Below are 15475 nucleotides of genomic sequence, written 5' to 3'. Positions count from 1 at the left end.
CCATGCCGGCCGTCCCCGCGCCGCCGCCTTCAGCGGCTAAGCCTCGTGTCCTCGTCCTCTACGGAGGCCAGTCCTCCGAGCACTCGGTCTCCTGCGTCACCGCCGCCGGCGTGCTGAACGCGATCGACGCTGAGAAGTACGACGTCGTGGAGGTCGGCATCACCGCCGCAGGCCAGTGGACCCGGCCCGTGGTGGACCCTCGCACCCACTCCTTCCGGGAGAACGAGCTGCCGCGCGTTGAGCCCACCGATTCCTCAGTGGTGCTGCACTCCGGGCCGGCCGGCTCCTCGGAGCGGGGCACCTCACTGGTTGAGCTGCACCCTGACGGCGCCGCCCAAGACCTGGGGCAGGTGGACGTGGTGCTGCCGCTGCTGCATGGGCCCTACGGCGAGGACGGCACCCTCCAGGGACAGCTCGAGCTCGCCGGCGTCCCCTACGTGGGCGCCGGAGTGCTGGCCTCTGCGGTCGGCATGGACAAGCACTTCATGAAGCTCGCCTTCCAGGCCGCCGGTCTGCGGGTGGGCCCGTGGGAGACCATCACCGCCCGCCAGTGGGCCGCTGGTCCCGGGGCCTGTGCGGACCGGGTGAAGCGTCTGGGCCTGCCGGTGTTCGTGAAGCCGGCCCGGGCCGGGTCCTCCATGGGAGTCACTCGGGTGGACGAGTGGGCGCAGCTGGATCAGGCCATCGAGGCCGCCCGCAAGCACGATGCCAAGGTGATCGTCGAGCAGGGGATCGCTGGCCGGGAGATCGAATGCGGGGTGCTCGGCGGCACCGTGCAGGCCCCTCCGCGAGCCTCCGTCTGCGGGGAGATCGTGGTCCATGACGGCACAGACCCGCACCAGTTCTACGACTTCGAAGCCAAGTACACCGATGCCGCGGCCGCTGACCTCTCCTGCCCTGCCGACCTCTCCGCCGAGGTCAGCGAAGAGATCCGCCGGCAGGCGGTCACCGCCTTCGAGGCCATCGACGGTGAGGGTCTCTCCCGTGCGGACTTCTTCTACGACGCCGAGGCCCCGGCGGGCGAGCAGATCCTCATCAACGAGGTGAACACCATGCCTGGGTTCACACCCATCAGCATGTACCCGCAGATGTGGCAGGCCACCGGCTACACCTACCCGGAGCTGATCACCGAGCTGATCCAGCTGGCCCTGGAACGCCCGATCGGGCTTCGGTAGACTGGTCCGCATCGACTGACGGAGGTCCTTCACATGTCCAGCATCGACGAACTCACCATGCACACTGCTGACCCGGCAGCCGCCCCGTCCACCGGCGGCGCGGCCACCATCGAGCGGGAGACGGCCCCGCAGGTCTCCGAGCCCGGCGACCACGAGCGCTTCGCCCACTATGTGAAGAAGGACAAGATCACCCAGTCCATGGTGGAGGGAAACGCCGTCGTAGCCCTCTGCGGCAAGGTCTGGGTGCCCTCCCGGGACCCCAAGAGCTTCCCGGTCTGCCCGGAGTGCAAGGAGATCTACGAGGAGTTCGGCGAGTCCGGCAAGGACGACTCCGACAAGGGCGGTGGCCGCGGCTTCTTCGGCTTCGGCAAGAAGTAGGTGAGCGAACCGTCCCTGTTCGACGTCGGCACCGACGTCGGATCGGAGCTTCCCCCGGCCCTGCCTCACCGTGCCGCCCATGGCACTGCCCCCACCCTGCGCCAATGGCAGCAGGAGGCTTTGGACCTCTACATCAGCAGGAAGCCCAAAGACTTTCTGGCCGTCGCGACCCCCGGTGCCGGTAAGACCACCTTTGCGCTGCGGGTCGCCAAGCTGCTCTTCGAGTCCGGGGAGGTCAACCGGCTCTACGTGGTGGCCCCCACCGAGCACCTGAAGCGGCAGTGGGCGGACGCGGCCGCCAGGGTGGGTCTGGCCATCGACCCCAACTTCAAGAACAGCGACGGTCGGCACGGCACCCAGTTCGTCGGGGTGGCGGTCACCTATGCCCAGGTGGCGAACAAGCCGCCGCTGCACCGCAACAAGACCGAGGCCGCCCGCACCCTGGTGATCTTCGACGAGATCCATCATGCCGGCGATGCCCTGTCCTGGGGAGACGGTGTCCGGGAGGCCTTCGACCCGGCCGCACGTCGTCTCGCGCTCACCGGCACCCCGTTCCGATCGGACACCGCACCGATCCCGTTCGTGGAGTACGTGGAGGACAACGACGGGGTCCGCCGCTCAAAGGCCGACTACGCCTACGGCTACGGCCCCGCCCTTCATGACCAGGTGGTCCGTCCGGTGGTTTTCATGACCTATTCGGGCACCATGCGCTGGCGCACCTCCTCCGGGGAGGAGATGGAGGCGACCCTGGGCGGTGCGGCCACCAAGGACATCACCCAGCACGCCTGGCGAACCGCCCTGAACCCCGAGGGTGAGTGGATTCCCGCGGTGCTGCGCGCCGCCCACCAGCGGCTGCTGAAAGTCCGCGACCGCATCCCCGACGCCGGCGGCCTGGTGATCGCCACTGACCACGACGATGCGCGTGCCTACGCCGCCCAGCTGGATGCGCTGACGGGCCGGAGAACCACAGTGGTGCTCTCCGATGACAAGGAGGCCTCCAGCAAGATCGAGGAGTTCAGCGCCGACGGCTCACGGCACTGGATGGTCGCGGTCCGAATGGTGTCCGAGGGAGTGGACGTTCCTCGGCTGTGCGTGGGGGTCTACGCGACATCGACCTCGACCCCGCTGTTCTTCGCCCAGGCGGTGGGGCGTTTTGTGCGTCTGCGGAAGAAGGCTGAGGTGGCCAGCGTCTTCCTGCCCTCGGTGCCGATCCTCACCGACCTGGCCAATGCCCTGGAGGCGGAGCGGGACCATGCCCTGGGCAAGGATCATGAGGAGCCGGCGGAGGGCGAGGAGCTCATCGACCCGCTGGACGAGGAGCAGGGGGAGGACAAGGCCTCGGACCAGCTGGCCCGCGGAGAGTTCGCCGCCTTGGGGTCCTCTGCCTCCTTCGACCGGGTGATGTTCGACGGGGAGGAGTTCGGCCTCGGCGGGGACGTCGGCTCGGATGAGGAGCTCGGGTTCTTGGCGATCCCCGGACTGCTGGAGCCTGAGCAGGTCTCGGAGCTGCTGCGGAAGCAGCAGGCGGAGCAGATGAGGCGCAGCCCCTCGGCGGCGGAGCGGCAGCGCGACGTCGTGGATCACCGTCAGCTCAAGGAGCTGCGCACCAAGCTCAGCAAGTCAGTGTCCGCCTATGCGGCGAAGACGGGGATGCACCAGGGGAGCATCCATACCAAGCTGCGGGAGAAGTGCGGCGGCCCGGCGGTCCCGCAGGCCGATCAGTCCCAGCTGGAGGAGCGGCTGAGGACCATCCAGCTCTGGTTCACGAGAGCCTGAGTCGGCGGCTCCTCTCCTGAATGAGGGTGAGGCCATGAGCGACCACAGGATGCTCCGGAGGCGGGCTGGCGCTCCGCAGCGACTGCGGGGCCGAAACGGCCTGGCCCAAGGCTCCGAGCCTGACGGAAGGCTGGTCAGAGAGCCGCCCCTGTCCGTGGCCGGCGCCGTCTTCCCCGCCCACGTATCCCCTCGAATCGTGCGTTGGTGAACCTGAAGCGTGCTGATACGCACGTTTGGAGGAAGAACTCCAGGTGTTGAATGCGCCCCCTCTCCTCAGAACATGCGTCTGGGAGGGGGCACGAGCGGACGAATGCGCGTTCGGCCTCCGAGCAAGCACCATGCCGCAGATCACGGCGTCAATCTGGGCAGTTATCCACAGGCGGCATGAGAGCGGTGGCGACGGGGCAGCGAGCAGGACAGGATCGTCCGGATGGACGGAGCATCTGAAGATGGTGGGATCACCCTCATACGAGCGGGGAACGCTCGCGGCCGCTCTCAGTCGGCGCTTACCCGAGCAGCGCAGCGCGGAGATGTGAAGCGACTGCGGCGAGGCGTGTTCGTGGACCCCGAGCAGTGGCAGAGCGCGAGGCTCAGCGAACGGCACCGCGCCTTCGCCGCAGCTGTCGGACTGACGATGCCGACCCTCGCCTTCTGCGACGTCACCGCTCTGTCGCTCTACGGGGCGCCGCTGCTGACATGGCCTCGCACCGTGCACTGCCAGAGCCCGCACCGGAGCCGCTCAGGCCGTTTCACCACCCCCTGCTTTCCGCTGCATGTCCAGCATTCCCCTGGGGCTCTCCCGGGCGGAGCCTCCGGAGCAGCGGGGACGCCTCAGGGGCAGGCGGCTCTGCCGGCGGTCAGCCTGCCTGTTCCGGGCATCACCTACGAGGATGGTGAACCTGTCGCTGTCCGGGTGCAGTCCTTGCCGCGTGTGCTCATATCCACCCTTCCGCAGCTTCCGCGGCAGGAGGCCATCGTCATCCTCGATGCGGTCATGGCGGGCAGCTACGTGTTCGGGCGGGCAGTCACCGGAGATGCTCTCGACCACGCCGAGGCGCTGCACAGGGGGCGGAACATGGGGGAGTGGAGGGAGCTTCGCGCGTTCGCGGATCCCCGCTCGGAGAGCGTGGGCGAATCACGGAGCCGAGTGCTTTTCGACGAGCTGGGGTTTGAGCCTCCAGAGCTGCAGAAGGAGCTGCACCTGCCCCGGATCGGCAGGGTCAGGCTGGACTTCTTCTGGGACGACGGCGACGCCGGCGTGGTCTGCGAGTTCGACGGAATGATCAAGTACACCCGAGGGTTCAGCGGAATCGCGGTCGAAGACGCTGTGAAGCAGGAGAAGCTCCGGGAGGACGCGCTGCGCCTGATGGGCCTGCGGGTGGTGAGGATCACCTGGGATGACCTCGGCAGTCCGCAGGAGCTGGGCCGCAAACTGCTGGCAGCTGGAGTGCCCCATCGGGCGCTGAGACGGTTCCAGGCGGGTTAGAGGCGAGGGGCATCTCCTCCAAATGTGCGCGGGGCGGCCAGAAGACGGTCTCTACGCACGGACGAAGGGCAGCAGCCGCGCCCGAGTCGCTATGCGTCTCCTCGAAACGTGCGTCAGGGGTGCCAGCAGAGGCAGAAGGGATGGCCGGCGGGGGAGAGGTAGACGTTGAAGCTGCCCAGCGCGGTGTGCTCACCCTCCTGGATCAGTTCGGCGCCCCGGCTGACCACTTCGCCGTGGGCCTGGCGGATCTCCTCCACCCACAGGTCCAGGTGCACGTTGACCGGCTCATCGGGCCAGCGGCTCGGCCGATGATCGGGGGAGAGCTGCACCGCCACCGGTTTGGTCCCATCAGGCAGCCGCACCGACTGCCACGTCCGGTCGCCCACCGCCGTGCCGCCCAGGACGGCGGCCCAGAAGGCCACCTCCTGGCCCACATCGGCGGCGTCGAGCACGGTGGTGACGCGCGTGATCTGCACGATGCTCAGAGCTCCTCGGAGCTCAGCAGCTCCACCCCGGCCTCGCGCAGCTCCTCGTAGGTCTGCCGGATCCGCTCCTCGTCCACGCCGACGGTCAGGTCGGTCAGCAGCTTGACCGCGTAGTCGTTCTCGGCGGCGTCCAGAGCGGTGGCCCGCACACAGTGATCCGTGGCGATGCCCACGATGGTGACGGTGTCGATCTCGTGCTCCTGCAGGTAGGCGTCCAGATCAGGGGCGTCCTCTTCGATGACGTCTCCGGGGGAGACCGCCTTCTCCTTCTCGCCCTCCTTCAGCCCGGTCCGGTCCGGGTCGCCTGCCCGTCCCTCGAAGCCGGAGTAGCCGTCGTCATAGAGGCCCTTGAGAAAGCGAGCCTCGATCCGTTCGGTGTCCAGGTCCTCGTGCAGCTCCGCGCCGAGGGTGCCGGCCACGCAGTGCACCGGCCAGCTGCGCTGAAAGTCTGGTGCATCGCTGAAGTGCGCGCCAGGGTCGATGTGCCAGTCCTGAGTGGCGACGATGACGTCGTAGTCCGCGTGGCTGTCCTCCAGAAACTCGGAGAGCTCAGCGGCCAGGGCGGCGCCGCCCTCGACGGCGAGAGCCCCGCCTTCGCAGAAATCGTGCTGGACGTCGACGATCACCAGTGCTTCAGCCATAGGGCTCAGTCTAGTGGGGCTCGCTCACTGGAACACAGTGGGGATCACCGGTTCGCCTTCGGAGAGACGGTGGGCCTCCCGGGGGAGCTCGGCGAAGGAGGCGCGATGGCGTTCTGCGGCACGGGCGACGCCGTCAGGCCCGGTGCGGCCGGGCTGGACTTCGCCGTCGACGACGAGCGGCACCTGCAGCTCGCGGGCATCGTCGGCAGTCTCGGGCAGGCTCCCGACGCCGATCAGCTCGGCGGAGGCCGTGCCGCTGCTGCCAAAGGTGCGGACGGGGTGCTTGACCCCGCCGCGGCTTGTCTTGCCCTCGGCGGCCTTCTCCACGGGGACGGGCCGGCCGGCGTCGTCCTCGTGCTGCACCAGCTTGTACACCATCCCGGCGGTGGGGGCCCCGGCCCCGGTGACCAGCCGGGTGCCGACTCCGTAGGAGTCCACCGGGGCGGCGGCCAGCCGGGCGATCGCGTGCTCGTCCAAGTCGGAGGAGACGATGATGCGGGTGCTGGTGCTCCCCAGCGAGTCGAGCAGATCACGGACCATGAACGCCTGCTCCACCAGGTCCCCTGAGTCCAGGCGCACCGCCCCGAGCTCCGGGCCAGCGACCTCCACGGCCTTGCGGACGGCGGCCTCGACGTCGTAGGTGTCCACCAGCAGGGTGGTCCCGGGCCCGAACGCCTCGACCTGCGCGGCGAAGGCCTCCTCCTCGGTGTCGTGCAGCAGGGTGAAGGCGTGCGCGGCGGTGCCGAGGGTGGGGATGCCGTAGTCGTACCCGGCCTGCAGGTTCGAGGTCGCGGCGAAGCCGACGACGGCGGCGGCCCGGGCGCTCGCCGCCGCGGAGGCCTCCTGGGTGCGGCGGGAGCCCATCTCCACGCAGGGACGGCCTCCCTCGGCGACGGTGCCGCCGGCGGCCTGCACCATCCGGGAGCCGGCGGAGGCGATCGCGGAGTCGTGGTTGAGCACCGAGAGGATGTAGGTCTCCAGCAGGCAGGCCTCGGCGAAGGTCGCCTCGACCCTCAGCACGGGGGAGTGGGGGAACCAGATCTCGCCCTCGGCGTAGCCGGTGATGGTCCCTGAGAACCGGTAGTCGGCGAGGAAGTCGAGGGTGGGCTCGTCCACCACGCCGCGTTCGCGGAGGAAGCCCAGGGCCTCGTCGCCGAACCGGAACCGCTGGAGCCCCTCCAGCATCCGGCCGGTGCCTGCGAACGCCCCGTACCGGCGCCCGGCGGGCAGTCGGCGGCCGAACACTTCGAACACGCAGCGGCGGTGGGCGGCCCCGGAGCGCAGGGCGGCCTGCACCATGGTCAGCTCGTACTGGTCGGTCAGCAGTGCGGTGGATCGGCTCACGAACCTAGACTAGTCAACACAGCGAGCCGGGGACCCGGCTCAGCACGAAGCGACGAACCGGGAAGCGAGTGAACGTGACGACTGCTGGCGCTACCCTGACGGGGGAGGACACCGGCCTCAGCCATGTGCTGACTCCGCAGCGGCCTTTCCACGTGGTGGTGTGGAACGACCCGGTCAACCTGATGTCCTATGTGGCCTGGGTGTTCCGCAGCTACTTCGGGCATTCCAAGGAGCGTGCCCAGGAGCTGATGATGAAGGTGCACCAGGAGGGCCGCGCCGTCGTCGCCACGGGGGGCCGGGAGAAGGCTGAGCGGGACGTGACGGCGATGCACAACTATGGGCTTCAGGCCACGATCGAGGAGGCAGGCTGATGGCGCGTGCGTTCCGTGCGACCACCCACGGCTACCGGGCGGAGCTGGACGCGCATGAGCGGCGGCTGCTGACGGGGCTCTGCGCGGATGTGATCCAGCTGCTTCAGGCGCGCGCCGAGGAGGTGGGCGAGCAGGCGCCGGCGGATGCAGGGGGCACTGCGGAGGATGACGACGCCGACCCGGTCTTCGCGCATTTCCGGGCGGAGCTTGCGGGCCTGGGCGAAGGGCTGGAGGAGCTCGGGGGTTCCCCGGAGGATGACGACGGCGCCGCGCCGGGCCTGGCCGCCCCCGAGGACGAGGTGCTGGCGCGGCTGCTGCCGGACGCCCACGAGGACCCTGAGGAGGCGGGTCAGCTGCGCCGCCTCGCGGAGGGCTCGCTGCGGGACTCGAAGATCAGTGACCTGCGGACTGCGCGAATGCTGCTGGAGTCGACCTCGGTGATCCTGGCCGAGGAGCAGGCGCCGATCTTCGGCCGTGCCCTGAACGACCTGCGGCTGACTCTGTCGGTGCGGCTGGGGATCGAGGAGGAGGCTGACGCTGAGCGGGTCCACCAGGTTGCCGCCGGGGGCAGCATCAAGTCCACCGAGTCCTTCATGGCGGAGATCTACACGTTCATCACCTGGCTGCAGGAGTCTCTGTTCTCCGCGATGCTGCGGGTGATGCCTGATGAGGAGGAACCTGAAGGCTGAGCGGCCGGGCGGTAGGGTGAACGGCATGGAGCTCACCATTATCGGCTGCAGCGGCTCGTTCCCGGGCCCGGAGTCTCCGGCCTCCTGCTACCTTGTCAGCGCCGAGCATGCTGGGCGGACCTGGCGGCTGCTGCTGGATCTGGGCAACGGGGCCCTGGGGGCGCTGCAGCGCCACATCGGGCTCGACGAGATCGACGCGGTGGCGTTCTCCCATCTGCACCCGGACCATTTCAACGATATCTGCGGCCTGCATGTGGTCGCCAAGTGGCATCCGGTCGGCTTCGGCCCCGGCAGAATCCCTGTCTATGGGCCGGAGAACACCGCACGCCGGGCCGCGGAGGTCTACGGGATCGACGCGGAGCCGGGGATGGCTGAGGAGTTCGACTTCCGGCACTGGGCCGAAGGCCGGCCGCACACGGTGGGCCCGTTCACCATCACCCCGCACGGCGTCTGGCACCCCACCCCGGAGGCCTATGCCCTGCGGATCGAGGCCGCCGGGGCGGACGGCGCCGTTCGCACCCTGACCTATTCCGGGGACACCGATGCCTGCGAGGGGCTGACCGAGGCTGCCCGTGACGTGGACGTGTTCCTCTGCGAGGCCGCCTTCCAGGACGGCCGGGATGAGGAGCTGCGCGGCATCCACCTCACCGGCGCCCGCGCCGGGCAGACCGCTGCCGATGCCGGGGCCGAGCAGCTGCTGCTGACCCACATTCCTGTCTGGACAGACGCCGATACGGTGGCGGAGGCCGCCGCCGCCCGGCATTCTGGTGAGACCCTGGTGGTCCAGCCCGGCGCCACCTACACCATCTGAAGCACTCACTGACCAAGAGGGAGACCCCGTGAGCACGAAGACGTCCGCCTACACCCGCACTGACGGCCGCACGGTGAACCAGCTGCGTGAGGTGAAGATCACCCGCGGCTGGTCCGGGCAGGCTGAGGGCAGCGCCCTGATCGAGTTCGGCGATACCCGGGTGCTGTGCACCGCCAGCTTCGAGTCCGATGTTCCGCGCTGGCTGCGCGGCCGGGGCACCGGCTGGGTCACCGCCGAGTATGCAATGCTGCCCCGGGCCACCAACACCCGGAACTCTCGTGAGTCGGTGAAGGGCAAGATCGGCGGGCGCACCCACGAGATCTCCCGGCTGATCGGACGGGCCCTGCGCGCGGTGGTGGACACCAAGGCTCTCGGCGAGAACATGATCACCCTGGACTGCGACGTCCTGCAGGCCGACGGCGGCACCCGCACCGCGGCGATCACCGGCGCCTACGTGGCACTGGTCGACGCCATCGAGTGGGCGCGCAGCGAAGGCCATGTCGGCAAGAAGGCCGAGGTTCTCACCGATTCCGTCTCTGCGATCAGCGTGGGCGTGCTGCCCGACGGCACCTCTGTGCTCGACCTGCCCTATACGGAGGACTCCACCGCCGGCACCGACATGAACGTGGTGGTCACCGGCTCCGGGGACTTCGTCGAAGTGCAGGGCACCGCCGAGGGCGTTCCCTTCACCCGCAGTCAGATGGGCGAGCTGCTGGACCTCGCCGTCGCCGGCTGCGGTCAGCTCGCCGACATCCAGAAGCAGGCGCTGGGCGCAGTATGACCGCCAAGCTCGTCCTCGCCACCCGCAACCAGGGCAAGGTCCGGGAGCTCAGGGCCCTGCTGGCAGACCAGCCCGCGCTCGCCGGCGTCGACCTGGAGGCCGCCGTCGTGGACGCGTCCGCCGCCGGCTGCTCGGAGATTCCGGAGACCGGTGTGACCTTCGAGGAGAACTCACTGCTGAAGGCACGCGAAGTCGCCCGCCAGACCGGTCTGCCCGCTGTTGCGGACGACTCCGGGCTGGCCGTGGAGGTGCTCGGCGGGGCTCCGGGGATCTTCTCCGCCCGCTGGGCCGGGGAGCACGCCTCGGATGAGAGCAACCGGCGTCTGCTGCTGCAGCAGCTCGCCGATGTGCCTCAGGAGCACCGTGGCGCGGCGTTGGTGTGCGTGGCCTCTCTGGTCACTCCCTCTGGGGTTGAGCACACCGCGGAGGGTCGGCTGGATGGCCAGCTGCTCTCCGGGGAGCGCGGCGACGGCGGGTTCGGCTACGATCCCATCCTCCAGCCCGTCGGAGAGACCCGCTCTGCGGCCGAACTGTCCATGGGGGAGAAGAACGCGATCTCTCACCGGGGCAAGGCCTTCGTCGCCCTGGCCCCTCGGATCGTGGAGGTTCTGGCGGTCGCGTGAGGGGTCTGAGCTTCACCGCCGTCGACTTCGAGACTGCCAACGGGTTCCGCGGCTCGCCGTGCTCGATCGGCCTGGTGCGCATCCGTGACGGGATTGAGACGGACACGCATTACACGCTGCTGCGTCCGCCGGCCGGGTTCGACCGGTTCGACCCGCGCAATGAGTCAATCCACGGGATCACCCCGGAGGCGGCGGCCGAGGCGCCCCGGTTCGGTGAGGCATTCGCGGAGATCGCAGCGTTCATCGGGGAGGACATCCTGGTGGCGCACAACGTGATCTTTGACCTGGAGGTCTTCGAATCCGCCCTGGAGGTCTCCGGGCTCGGCAGCCCGGGGCTGAGCGGGCTCTGTTCGGTCCGTCTGGCGCGGGCGGTCTACCAGCTGCCCTCCCACGCACTGCCGAAGGCCGCCGCCGAGGCGGGCTTCCAGCTGCAGCACCACCATCATGCGCTCTGGGACGCCCGGGCCGCTGCGGCGATTGTGGTGGACATCGCCCGCCGCCGGCAGACCCCGGAGCTGCACGAGCTCTTCGGCGCCGCGAGCATCGACCCGGAGGTGCTGGCGCACTGGGCCGCTCCACGGCCGAGGGAGTCCCGGGCCACCCGGCAGGTCCGCGCCTATGGGGATCTCTTCGACGCGGCCGTCCCCCTGGGGGACCGGGAGCTGCCTGATCTGATGCGTTGGCAGGAGGAGGGCCGGAACCTGCCGGCGAACCCGGAGGCGGACCCCGCCCACCCGTTCTGCGGGCAGCAGGTCAGCTTCACGGGCAACCTGGTGATCCCGCGCGGTGAGGCCAAGCAGCTGGTCGCCGCATGCGGGGGCACTACGTCGTCACGGGTGACCGGCTCCACCAGCATGCTGGTGATCGGGGACGGGTACGACGACGCCGATCTCGCCGCCCAGCACGACCCGCAGGGCCCGCTGGGGTCCAACAAGGCCGAGGACGCGCTGCGTCGGCGTGCGGTCGGCCAACAGATTCGGCTGGTCAGCGAACAGGGGTTCCGCACGCTGGCAGGAGACGCCTGGCCCTACGCGGCCTGAGCGATCCCCTGCCAGCGGCGGGCGAGGTCATCAACGACGACGCGCAGCAGCGGGTTCGGCGCTGCGGCGGGCTGGGGCGTGTGCTCACCAGTGCTCACTGCGGCGACCCGCGACTGCGCGGCCGCGGTCAGGTCCGGGTGGCCGTGGGTGAGGCTGACAGCCTCCTGAGCCCATTTCTTCCGCGTCTCGGCTCCCACGTAGGGAACCAGCCCTATCGGAACCGCTCGGGAGAGCACCGCCGCGTCGTAGACATCCGGCTGGGCCGGGCTGGTGGGGTAGGCCATCTCTCCGGAGGCGAGCCCGGCCGCAGAGCTGTCCGCGCTGCCGGGGATCAGCTGGATTCCTCCTGCCTGCAGGATGAGGGTCAGCGCGTGGTCGGTGGGCCGCTGCGGGGGCTGCGGAGCGCGCTCCGGGAAGTCCCAGGCGACGGTCCGGTGCCAGCGCAGGCAGGCCAGCCACATCGCGCCCAGCGGGTCGGCTCCGGTGCCTTCGGCTGACCACTCGAGGACCTCGAGCAGTCCGTCGGCCAGGCAGAGGGTCAGCAGGGTCTCTGCGTGCACGGGCTTCCCCTCGGCGGGCAGCAGCGCGGTCATCTGAGGCAGGAACTGCGCGTTCAGGTCTTCGTCGGTCAGCGCGTCATGATTCACCCGGACAGGGTATCCGTCGGCGGGCAGGGGCTCAGGCCCATACGAGGTTCCAGGTGCCGGCCAGCAGAGCCGCGAGAGTGGCCGCGGCAGCGATGGCGGCACCAGCCAGGACCACCAGGGAGTCCTGGGGGGCGAGCCTGGCGGGCCGGGCCCAGGTGCGCGGTCCGGCGCCGAAGCCGCGGGACTCCATCGTCACCGCCAGCCGGGTGGCGGTCCGGATCGCTTGGACCAGCAGCCCGAACGCCTGAGACAGGGTGCCGGCGACCCGTCCGAACAGTCCCTTCTTCGCCCCGATGCCGCGTGCCCGGCGCGCCTGTCCCAGAGTGGTCCAGTGCTCGGCCAGCAGTCCCATCAGTCGCATCGCGGCGAGCGCCCCCAGCACGAACCGCGCCGGCAGCCTCAGCTGCTGGGCCAATGAGTCGGCCAGGTCGGTGGGGTCAGTGGTGGAGAGGATGATGACACTGGGCAGCACAATGGCGAAAGCGCGAAGCCCCAGGGCGGCGCCGAGCTCCAAGGACCCGGTGCTCACCGTGGTGAAGCCGAGGTCCAGCAGCACCCGGCCCGACTCCTCACCGGCGATCGCCGTGCCCCAGGCCGCTACCGCCGCCCCGAGGGCGAAGGGCCATATCCTCCCCAAGAAGGCCAGCGGCCGAATGCCGGCCAGAGGCAGAAGCAGGAAGCTCCCCACGGCGACCACGGCCGCAGAGACGGCATCGATGGTCGCAACCAGGGCGAGGGTGATGAGAAAGAGCGCGACAAGCTTAGCCAGCGGACTGCGTCGGCCCAGCCAGGACGCATTACGCACAGATCCCAGCCCGGGAAGTTCACTGTTCTCCGCGTCGGCCGATGGTTCCTCGGCGGGGGCACGGAACTGGCCGACGTCCACGACGTCGGCCTCCAGGGCTTCCAGGAACGCGTCGTCGTGCGTCACCGCCAGCACAGCGCCGCCCGTGCTGAGGTGATCGCGCAGCAGGCTGATCAGTTCGGCGAAGGTGTGGGCGTCCTGCCCGAAGGTGGGCTCGTCCAGCAGCAGCACCTCGGGTCCGGCGGCCAGGGCGGTGCCCACGGAGAGTCGGCGCTTCTCACCCCCTGAGAGGCTGAACGGGTTGGCCGCGGCGAGGTGCTCCATCCGCAGCCGGCGCATCAGGCCGTTCACCCGGTCCTCGGCCTCCTCGCCGGCGAAGCGCGGCTGACCGTCGGCGGTGCGGGCCTGCTCGGCGGAGAGCCGCAGCTCCTCGGCGACGGTGGGCTTCACAAACTGGTGCTCGGGCTCCTGGAACACCATCCCGATCCGGCCGATGAGCTGGCCGGGGCCCCAGGCATGCGGGTCGGGGGTGAGTCTGCCCCCGTGCGGAGGGAGCAGGCCCGCCAGGGTGAGCAGCAGCGTGGACTTCCCGGCCCCGTTCGGCCCGGTGATCCCCATTGACTGTCCCACCCGCAGGGTGAGGTCCGCACCGGTGAGCACCGGGCCGGAAGAGCGTCGGCGTCGCCAGCCGCGGCGCGGACTGTGCCGGGAGACGCCCAGCCCCTCAGCCCGCAGCACCGCTGCACCACCAGCAGCCTCTGGGCTCAGTGATCTCCGGTCCCACGCTTCAGCGGGGCACCGGCCCGGAACCCAGAGCCCGGCTTCGGCCAGCTCCTCCCGCAGGGACTCATCGGTGCTGAGGTGTGAGGACGGCGCTCGCCGGCTGACGCCGCCGCCGGGAGCGAGCACGACGAGGGTGTCCATGTGCTCTGCCCAGCGGGCCAGCCGGTGCTCCACCACGATCAGGGTCGCGCCGGTCCGCTCGGCGGTGGTGATGACTGCGTCGCGGACCTGATCGGCGCCTTCGGGGTCGAGGTTGGCGGTGGGCTCGTCGAGCAGCAGCAGGCCTGGCCGCATCGCGAGGATCCCGGCGAGGGCGAGGCGCTGCTTCTGGCCGCCGGAGAGCTGCGCGGTCGGGTGCTCCAGAGGCAGGTGTCCCAGCCCGACGGCGTCGAGCGCCTCCGTGACCCGACCCGGAATCTCGGCCCGGGGGACGGCCAGGTTCTCGGGGCCGAAGGCGACGTCGTCGCCGAGGCGGGAGAGCACGACGGCGGCCTCCGGGTCCTGCTGCATGAGTCCCGCCCGGCCGCGAGCCTGCTCCGGCGGGGTGCCGTCGATGAGCAGCTCGCCCTGAGCTGCGGCGCCTTCGTCCTGCAGGACCCCGGCGAGGCCGTGCAGCAGGGTGGATTTGCCGGCCCCGGAGGGTCCGGCGACCAGCACCTTCTCTCCGGGGCGGATGTGCAGGTCCAGGCCGGCGACTGCGGGGGAGTCCCGGTCGGGGTGGTGCCAGGTCCACCCGCGAGCAAGGACCTCCGCGCCGGCGGGGAGGGAAGCCTGCGTCGTCGTGCTGGTGGTGTGCTCGGCGGTCATCGGGTCAGCCGGCACCGGGTCAGCTGGAGCGGGGGACGCTGCGGCCGAGCACGGGCTCGCGATGCGCCTTCCGGGAGGCCAGCGGTCCCAGCACCCCGGTGGAGGCGAGCGCCCGTGCGCCCAGCCAGGGCAGCAGCCCCGCGATGATGGCCCCGGAGAGCATGAAGGAGCCGATGTGGATGGCGGTCTCCAGGGGCGCGTATGCGTACATGGGCACGATCCAGTGGTAGGTGATGCCGCCTGTGAGCCCGGAGGCGGCACCGCCGAGCATGGCGATCTCGAGGCCGAAGCGCCGGTAGATCACTGCCAGGAAGATCAGCTCGGCGCCGAGGCCCTGCATGAACCCGGAGGACAGTACGGTGAGGCCCCATTGGGAGCCCAGCAGTGCGGAGACCGCGGCGGCGACCATTTCGCAGTAGATCGCCGCACCGGGCTTGCGGATGATGAGGGCGCCGAGCACGGCGGGGAAGAGCCACATGCCGTGGACGAGGGTCTCCACCGGCGGGTAGAAGGCGAAGAGGCTGCCCACAAAGTGGTAGCTGAGGTTCCAGCCCCAGAAGATGACGCCGGAGGCGACGGCGAGGGTGGAGGCCACCACGATGTCGGAGACGCTCCAGCGCACAGTGCGGCGGCGGTCAGAGGTGCGGGATGCAGAAGCGCGCGCAGGCGCAGAGGATGAGTTCATAACGACTTCCTTCGCAGGTTCTAGCCTGATCAGGTTCAAGGGTCTGGGCCTCAAGCCCACTCTCAGCGACTGGCCGGATGCCGGCGGCCGCTCCCCTGTCGGACAGAGTCAATATTCAGTTGCCCCACTGTTGAAGGTGGTGACGGTC

Annotated in this window: 16 protein-coding genes and 1 riboswitch; of the genes, 10 read left to right on the top strand and 6 right to left on the bottom strand. The window is 69.9% G+C overall.

The features are described from left to right. Nucleotides 1–2: 2 nt before the first annotated feature. The 4 genes from FWJ47_RS10155 to FWJ47_RS10140 all read left to right on the top strand — a co-directional run bounded on the left by FWJ47_RS10155 (nt 3) and on the right by FWJ47_RS10140 (nt 4815). The gene (locus FWJ47_RS10155) at nt 3–1175 is read left to right on the top strand and encodes a D-alanine--D-alanine ligase family protein (RefSeq protein ID WP_147107719.1); all 1173 of its coding nucleotides are present in this window, start codon (nt 3–5) and stop codon (nt 1173–1175) included. Nucleotides 1176–1208: 33 nt separating this feature from the next. Beyond that, nucleotides 1209–1553, top strand: a complete 345-nt coding sequence (locus FWJ47_RS10150) for a DUF3039 domain-containing protein (protein ID WP_147107716.1) — start codon at nt 1209–1211, stop codon at nt 1551–1553. Continuing rightward, nucleotides 1554–3329 carry a DEAD/DEAH box helicase gene (locus FWJ47_RS10145; RefSeq protein WP_246126261.1) on the top strand — a complete coding sequence of 592 codons (1776 nt, stop codon included), beginning with the start codon at nt 1554–1556 and terminating at the stop codon, nt 3327–3329. It begins immediately after the preceding gene. 532 nt (nt 3330–3861) lie between these two features. Beyond that, nucleotides 3862–4815: a hypothetical protein gene (locus FWJ47_RS10140; protein ID WP_147107713.1), complete on the top strand. Its 954-nt coding sequence runs from the start codon at nt 3862–3864 to the stop codon at nt 4813–4815. Nucleotides 4816–4928: 113 nt separating this feature from the next. On the opposite strand, the gene FWJ47_RS10135 is transcribed toward FWJ47_RS10140, so the two are convergent. From FWJ47_RS10135 to FWJ47_RS10125, 3 genes are read right to left on the bottom strand one after another with little or no spacing between them, the layout of a single operon-like run. Further along, nucleotides 4929–5291, bottom strand: coding sequence for a VOC family protein (locus FWJ47_RS10135; protein WP_147107710.1), 363 nt, complete (start codon nt 5289–5291; stop codon nt 4929–4931). A gap of 5 nt (nt 5292–5296) precedes the next feature. Beyond that, nucleotides 5297–5941: an isochorismatase family protein gene (locus FWJ47_RS10130; protein WP_147107707.1), complete on the bottom strand. Its 645-nt coding sequence runs from the start codon at nt 5939–5941 to the stop codon at nt 5297–5299. A gap of 24 nt (nt 5942–5965) precedes the next feature. Next, on the bottom strand, nt 5966–7285 hold the full coding sequence (locus FWJ47_RS10125; RefSeq protein WP_281289246.1) for a nicotinate phosphoribosyltransferase: 1320 nt from the start codon (nt 7283–7285) through the stop codon (nt 5966–5968). Between the two features lie 125 nt (nt 7286–7410). Here FWJ47_RS10125 and clpS point away from each other — a divergent pair, with 125 nt between their 5' ends. Genes clpS through FWJ47_RS10095 form a run of 6 tightly spaced genes read left to right on the top strand, consistent with a single transcriptional unit; the run spans nt 7411 to nt 11600 of the window. Beyond that, nucleotides 7411–7656 (top strand): ATP-dependent Clp protease adapter ClpS, encoded by a 246-nt coding sequence (gene clpS / locus FWJ47_RS10120; protein ID WP_425466008.1) that lies wholly within the window; start codon nt 7411–7413, stop codon nt 7654–7656. Continuing rightward, the gene (locus FWJ47_RS10115) at nt 7656–8345 is read left to right on the top strand and encodes a DUF2017 family protein (RefSeq protein ID WP_147107700.1); all 690 of its coding nucleotides are present in this window, start codon (nt 7656–7658) and stop codon (nt 8343–8345) included. The genes clpS and FWJ47_RS10115 overlap by 1 nt, the downstream gene beginning before the upstream one ends. Nucleotides 8346–8370: 25 nt before the next feature. Beyond that, nucleotides 8371–9156 (top strand): MBL fold metallo-hydrolase, encoded by a 786-nt coding sequence (locus FWJ47_RS10110; RefSeq protein WP_147107697.1) that lies wholly within the window; start codon nt 8371–8373, stop codon nt 9154–9156. 28 nt (nt 9157–9184) lie between these two features. Beyond that, on the top strand, nt 9185–9937 hold the full coding sequence (gene rph, locus FWJ47_RS10105; protein WP_147107694.1) for a ribonuclease PH: 753 nt from the start codon (nt 9185–9187) through the stop codon (nt 9935–9937). Further along, complete coding sequence (gene rdgB / locus FWJ47_RS10100) at nt 9934–10560, top strand: RdgB/HAM1 family non-canonical purine NTP pyrophosphatase (protein WP_147107691.1); 627 nt, start codon at nt 9934–9936, stop codon at nt 10558–10560. Before rph ends, rdgB begins: the two co-directional genes overlap by 4 nt. Continuing rightward, nucleotides 10557–11600 carry a 3'-5' exonuclease gene (locus FWJ47_RS10095; protein WP_147107688.1) on the top strand — a complete coding sequence of 348 codons (1044 nt, stop codon included), beginning with the start codon at nt 10557–10559 and terminating at the stop codon, nt 11598–11600. Before rdgB ends, FWJ47_RS10095 begins: the two co-directional genes overlap by 4 nt. On the opposite strand, the gene FWJ47_RS10090 is transcribed toward FWJ47_RS10095, so the two are convergent. The 3 genes from FWJ47_RS10090 to FWJ47_RS10080 form a co-directional block, all read right to left on the bottom strand. After that, entirely contained in the window at nt 11588–12247 is a 660-nt protein-coding gene (locus tag FWJ47_RS10090; protein ID WP_147107684.1) for an ADP-ribosylglycohydrolase family protein, read from the bottom strand. The two genes, FWJ47_RS10095 and FWJ47_RS10090, sit on opposite strands and share 13 nt — an antisense overlap. Nucleotides 12248–12278: 31 nt before the next feature. Then, nucleotides 12279–14642, bottom strand: a complete 2364-nt coding sequence (locus tag FWJ47_RS10085) for an ATP-binding cassette domain-containing protein (RefSeq protein WP_147107681.1) — start codon at nt 14640–14642, stop codon at nt 12279–12281. 19 nt (nt 14643–14661) lie between these two features. Then, nucleotides 14662–15327, bottom strand: a complete 666-nt coding sequence (locus FWJ47_RS10080; protein WP_147107677.1) for an ECF transporter S component — start codon at nt 15325–15327, stop codon at nt 14662–14664. Then, nucleotides 15317–15434: riboswitch (TPP riboswitch) on the bottom strand. (Overlaps the previous gene by 11 nt.) Nucleotides 15435–15475: the final 41 nt, after the last annotated feature.

This window comes from Nesterenkonia populi (assembly GCF_007994735.1).
Taxonomy (GTDB): domain Bacteria; phylum Actinomycetota; class Actinomycetes; order Actinomycetales; family Micrococcaceae; genus Nesterenkonia; species Nesterenkonia populi.
The sequence above is the reverse complement of the archived record's forward strand: the minus strand, read 5'-3'. Positions and strand labels throughout refer to the sequence as shown.